The following is a 4591-nucleotide window of genomic DNA, read 5'->3' on the forward strand; positions in this document are numbered from 1 at the left end:
CGTGAGCGGTCGCTGCGATGAGCAGATCCATGGATCGTGCTCGCGGCCGCCGCCCAGCATCCACGGCCGCAGCAGCGATTTGGCCGTAGCTTGCGGCTACAGCCTCATCCAGCGGTAGCGCGTTAAAGGCGCGTTGGAGCACAAGAAGTCGTCGTAACCGTTCGGCGCGTACCTTTCGCTCCTTGGCGACAAGGACACCGAAATGCAGCTCGGCCAACGTCACAGCGCTGATCGCCAGATCACCATCGAGGGGGTCGACATCCGCCGCGATCACCACGCTGGTGTCTAGCAGGGCTCTCACGGGGCCTTCCACGGATCGCGAACATCTTGGGCTATCTCATCGCGGTCTACGTCCCAGGCGGGGTCGGCCGGTCCAGTGAATAGCGCGGCCACGTCGGACCATCGCCGCCACGCCCGCGGTGCGGCGGGCACCAACCTGGCACCTGGTCTACCCGCCACGGTGATCGTGATTTCCTCGCCCTCTTCTACGCGGCGGACGAGGTCGGAAGCATTCTGGCGCAATTCACGCAATCCCACGGTCTCCACTCGGCAAGGATAGCACAAGTGCTACTCTCCAAAGAGTCGGACGCCGAATGCATCAAACGACGGTGCCCGGCGGGTCCAGTGCCCGGCGGTGTCAGGGAAGGAGTGCCTCTTTCTTGCATTCGCTGCATTCGCTGGAAGTCACTGTGGCGATGTTGATTTGGCGTCGGCGCAGTTGTATCTGTAGTCGCGGAAGGATTCGCGGATCGCCGAGCGCGATGTCTTGTGGATGGCCGCCACTGTCGCGCACGACTTCGACGTCGGCATCGCAGTCCCACAAGGCTAATGACTCGCCGCTGTTGTAGCCCGAGCGGTAGTGAATGCCGGTGATTCCGGATCCGGCGGGTTGGTCTTTGTAGATGGCGCGGGCCCACTGCTGTGTTAGCGTGCGGGCTTCGTTGCCGTCACCGAGGGCCGGGAGCGCACCGATCGCCAAGGCTGCGCCTTTTGCTGCCAGGTTGAACATCGTCAGGGTGATGGTGGGGGCGATGATGACGACCCGGTAGCAGGGGCATATCGCGGCTACGACGCCCGCCTCGCCGAAAGGGCTATACCGCCAACCTGGTCGACCAGCCCGCGTCGTTCGTCATCGACGCCTACCACCAGCTATGGCGCATCGGCTCAGCCCAAGAACTCCGACTCCAGTACCAGGTCTTCGAGTAGCGTCTGATACTCGACGTGAGTTTTGTGTTCGATGGTCTGCCACCGCTTGCCTTGTTGTTCTTTCATGTAGGAGCGGTACGTGGGTGCGCCGGGGAAGCCGACGTTGTCGGCGACCACGATCGTCCCCGGATGCAGCCAGCCCCGGTTGACTAGCCGCTGCAGGTCGGTAAGGTACACGTTCTTCCAGTGGTCGAGGAATACGAAATCCAAACAGCCCTCAGTGAATCCGTGGTCCTTGGCGAGAACCTCAAGCGTCGTTCCGTCGTCGACGGTGCCATTAATGCAGGTGACGCGATCGCCGAGACCGGCGTGCGCCCACACGCGGCGGGCCACCGAGGCGTTGGCATCGGACTTTTCGATCGAGAACACCTTGGCACCCGGTGCCGCTCGAGCGATCCGTAGCCCGCTGTACCCGCAGTAGGCACCGAGTTCCACGGCGAGCTTTGGATTCGCACGCTTGACGGCGGCGTCGAGCAGCTGGCCCTTCTCTTCGCCGACGTTCATGAGGATCGACTTGTTGTAGGCAAAGTCGTCGATGGCGTCGATCGCGGCATCGACATCGCCCGCGGGTGCGTTGGCAATGACGTACTCGGCCGTCGCCTCCTCCCGGCCGTCACCCATCTGACCCGTCCGTATGACGTTCAGGCCGCTGAAAGCCCCGCGCAGGACCGAGTACCTCAAGAATGGAAACTTCTGTCGCAACGTCCCACTCAGACTCATTGCACCGAAACCTCATCTCCGGGTGCAGACTTCGCCATTAGATCGGCCCTCTCTGTCTTGCTCAGATCCTTGGAGCCGTTCCCGCGCGGTCCGGCCGACGGAGTCGGCGAGCGATTTGATTCATGAGGATTTCGGGTTGGCAAAGGGATCGGCGCGACGGTACCGGTGCGGTGGTAGTGCGCGCGCTGGTCTCGGGCGAGTGGAAAGTATTGAAGGTGTGTTGGGATCCCTTTGATCATCGCGTGAACTGCCTTGAGGTGCAGGCGATAACGTAATTCATCCAATCCAGTCCAATCCAGGCACAGCCGTTCGCGGATCGCTGGCGGTAGCGCGCCGGTGGTGACCCACAGGATCAATTTCACCAGCGGTGTCTGTACAAGCGGCTTCAGAATGAGTGGTCCCACAACGGTATTGGCGCGATCAGACAGATGCTTGCTGGTCGGCGGAGGCATCGTTCGGTACATGTGAAAGCCCTCCCGAACCGGACGGCTGTCCTCGAGCACGTTGTTGATCATGTGCTCCCAGTACTGCTGGAATGCGTCCCAGTCCGGCGGCACGGGCCTCATGCTGACGCCATAGAGGCGATACCATTCGATCGATTCCAAGTAGAGGGCTTCTTTGTCAGCCTCTGACAGCGGATAGCCCGTGAGCTCGTACCCAGTCACAATGTCTTCGACGAACGTTGCGTGCGCCCAGAAGAAGGTCTCGGGGTTAAGCGCGCTGTATCGGCGACCGTATTTGTCGACGCCCTTGATGGGGCCGTGGAAACCTCGCACCAACTTTCCCCACTCGTGCGATGTGGATCCCCCATAGACGACCGACATGATCGGTCCGATCGATCGTTGACCGCGGGCGCGTGGATCCTCGAAAAATACCGAATGATGCTCGACGCCAGCGGCCAGCCCCGGATGCATGTTCTGCAGCATCGCTTCGCGAAGCCCGTTGGACAAGCGATGCACCGGAAGGCGACCGAAATGCTCCCACACCAACCCCTCGGGGTCCAGCGGTGTGGGGAGAAGGTCGGTCATCCTTGAGCTCCTAAGACCCTAAAACTGATCCGATGAAGTATCAGATATCGCAGACGGTAATATCTGACACGCACGAGTGTCAACAGTAAGGACCCATGGCGGAGACAGTGAGCTCATCGGTTGCGGCCGATCCGCGCCCATATCGTGGCGTCAGCGCCACCGACCGGCGTGACCAGCGCCGCCAGAGACTGATCGATGCCGGCCTGCAACTGTTCGGAACGCGGGGGATTGCAGCTGTCGGAATCGTTGACGTCTGCGCCGAAGCTGGACTCACCAAACGGTACTTCTACGAGAATTTCGCATCGATAGACGCGCTCGCCGATGCGGTCTTCGAACACGTGACGGGCAAGCTCGTGGCAGTGGTTGCCCCGGCGATCGAGGTGGGCGCCGGCCGTGACCCCCGCCCCGCGCTCACGGTCTACACACGGGCCCTTTTGAGCGATCCCAGGGTGGTGCGGTTGCTCGCCGTCGAGTCCCAGACCGGCCCACTCAGGAAGTACCGCGATGGATTTCCCACCCGTGCGGTCGAACTCTGGTTCGCCTTCGCCTTCGCCGCCGACGATGACGCCGTACCTCCACCGCAGGACTTGCGCCTCAGGGCGTACGGATTCATCGGGGCTGCACAACAAATAGGCATGGCATGGCTGGACGGCCATCTTCCGCTGACGATAGACGAGGTCATCGACCAGCTGGTCGACATGTTTTACCGAATGTCCGGTATCGCCCCGCGCCTACCGCAGGACGGCGAACCGGACTAGTTTCACCGTCCCGCCTGCCGACGGCAATGCTTTACTTGCTCGCGCGAACAGATACTACGTATGTTGACACTCATGGCAGCTGTTAAGGCGGGCGGCAAGAGAGCACGAAGTACGAAGGTCGAAGGGGTTACCCCGCTTAACGTGGGTGAATTCAAGGTGATTCGAGCGCTGCACCCAGGTTTTGTGACCATGATGCGGCAACTGGATGCTGACTTGCAGCGCGAGCATCGCATGTCGCACGCCGAATTCGTCGCGTTGATGTTTTTGTCTGAGGCTCCCGACCGCACGTTGGGGCTCAGCGAATTGGCCCGGCGTTGCCAGCAGTCGTTGAGCGCGATTAGCCGTACGGTCGGGCGGATGGAGGCCCAGGGGTTGGTCCGCCGTGAGCAGTCATCCCAGGACGCCCGCGCTTACAACGCTGTACTCACCGCCGCCGGGCTCACCCGATTAGAGCAAGCCGTCCCCGACCATGTCGCCAGCCTGCGCCGTCACCTATTCGACCACCTCGACGGTGTCAACCTCAAAGCAATCGGCGATGCCTTCGAACGCGTCGCGGCCGCCGCAAGCGGAGACCCTCACGCAGTTCCCGGTCAACCGTCACCAGACACCCCGATGGGGCGATACATCACGGCCTGAACGGGTTTGGCGTTCCGCCGGATTGGCGGGATCAGTCACGGCGAACGCCGGCCGTATTCGACCAGGGCGGCGATGTAGTGCGTCTCCCACCCATCCCTGAGCGACTTGCTGGTAAGGCGTCGTACTCGGCCTTGCTGAGCAGGTGGCGATTGACCTGATGGCCAGTGATGTCCCACCTGGTGAAAACTTCGTGCCCGATCTCCTCGATGTCAAGCAGCTTGACTTTTGACATGGCTACCTACC

Annotated in this window: 7 protein-coding genes; 2 read left to right on the top strand and 5 right to left on the bottom strand. The window is 61.6% G+C overall.

Translation table 11 applies throughout. The features are described from left to right. The 5 genes from VGG53_RS04265 to VGG53_RS04285 form a co-directional block, all read right to left on the bottom strand. The coding region (locus tag VGG53_RS04265) for a PIN domain-containing protein (protein ID WP_331516748.1) at positions 1-301 on the bottom strand (301 nt) is incomplete at its 3' end. Beyond that, positions 298-546: a type II toxin-antitoxin system prevent-host-death family antitoxin gene (locus VGG53_RS04270; protein ID WP_331516749.1), complete on the bottom strand. Its 249-nt coding sequence runs from the start codon at positions 544-546 to the stop codon at positions 298-300. The genes VGG53_RS04265 and VGG53_RS04270, both read right to left, overlap by 4 nt. A gap of 91 nt (positions 547-637) precedes the next feature. Beyond that, the gene (locus tag VGG53_RS04275) at positions 638-1009 is read right to left on the bottom strand and encodes an RES domain-containing protein (RefSeq protein WP_331516750.1); all 372 of its coding nucleotides are present in this window, start codon (positions 1007-1009) and stop codon (positions 638-640) included. Positions 1010-1164: 155 nt separating this feature from the next. Beyond that, entirely contained in the window at positions 1165-1926 is a 762-nt protein-coding gene (locus VGG53_RS04280; protein ID WP_331516751.1) for an O-methyltransferase, read from the bottom strand. Next, the gene (locus tag VGG53_RS04285) at positions 1923-2954 is read right to left on the bottom strand and encodes an oxygenase MpaB family protein (RefSeq protein WP_331516752.1); all 1032 of its coding nucleotides are present in this window, start codon (positions 2952-2954) and stop codon (positions 1923-1925) included. Before VGG53_RS04285 ends, VGG53_RS04280 begins: the two co-directional genes overlap by 4 nt. A gap of 95 nt (positions 2955-3049) precedes the next feature. Here VGG53_RS04285 and VGG53_RS04290 point away from each other — a divergent pair, with 95 nt between their 5' ends. Both VGG53_RS04290 and VGG53_RS04295 read left to right on the top strand, forming a co-directional pair. Continuing rightward, positions 3050-3712, top strand: a complete 663-nt coding sequence (locus VGG53_RS04290; protein WP_331516753.1) for a TetR/AcrR family transcriptional regulator — start codon at positions 3050-3052, stop codon at positions 3710-3712. Positions 3713-3853: 141 nt separating this feature from the next. Continuing rightward, complete coding sequence (locus tag VGG53_RS04295; RefSeq protein ID WP_331516754.1) at positions 3854-4348, top strand: MarR family winged helix-turn-helix transcriptional regulator; 495 nt, start codon at positions 3854-3856, stop codon at positions 4346-4348. The last annotated feature ends 243 nt before the right edge of the window (positions 4349-4591 follow it).

The organism is Mycobacterium sp. (genome assembly GCF_036490025.1).
In the GTDB taxonomy this organism is placed as follows: domain Bacteria; phylum Actinomycetota; class Actinomycetes; order Mycobacteriales; family Mycobacteriaceae; genus Mycobacterium.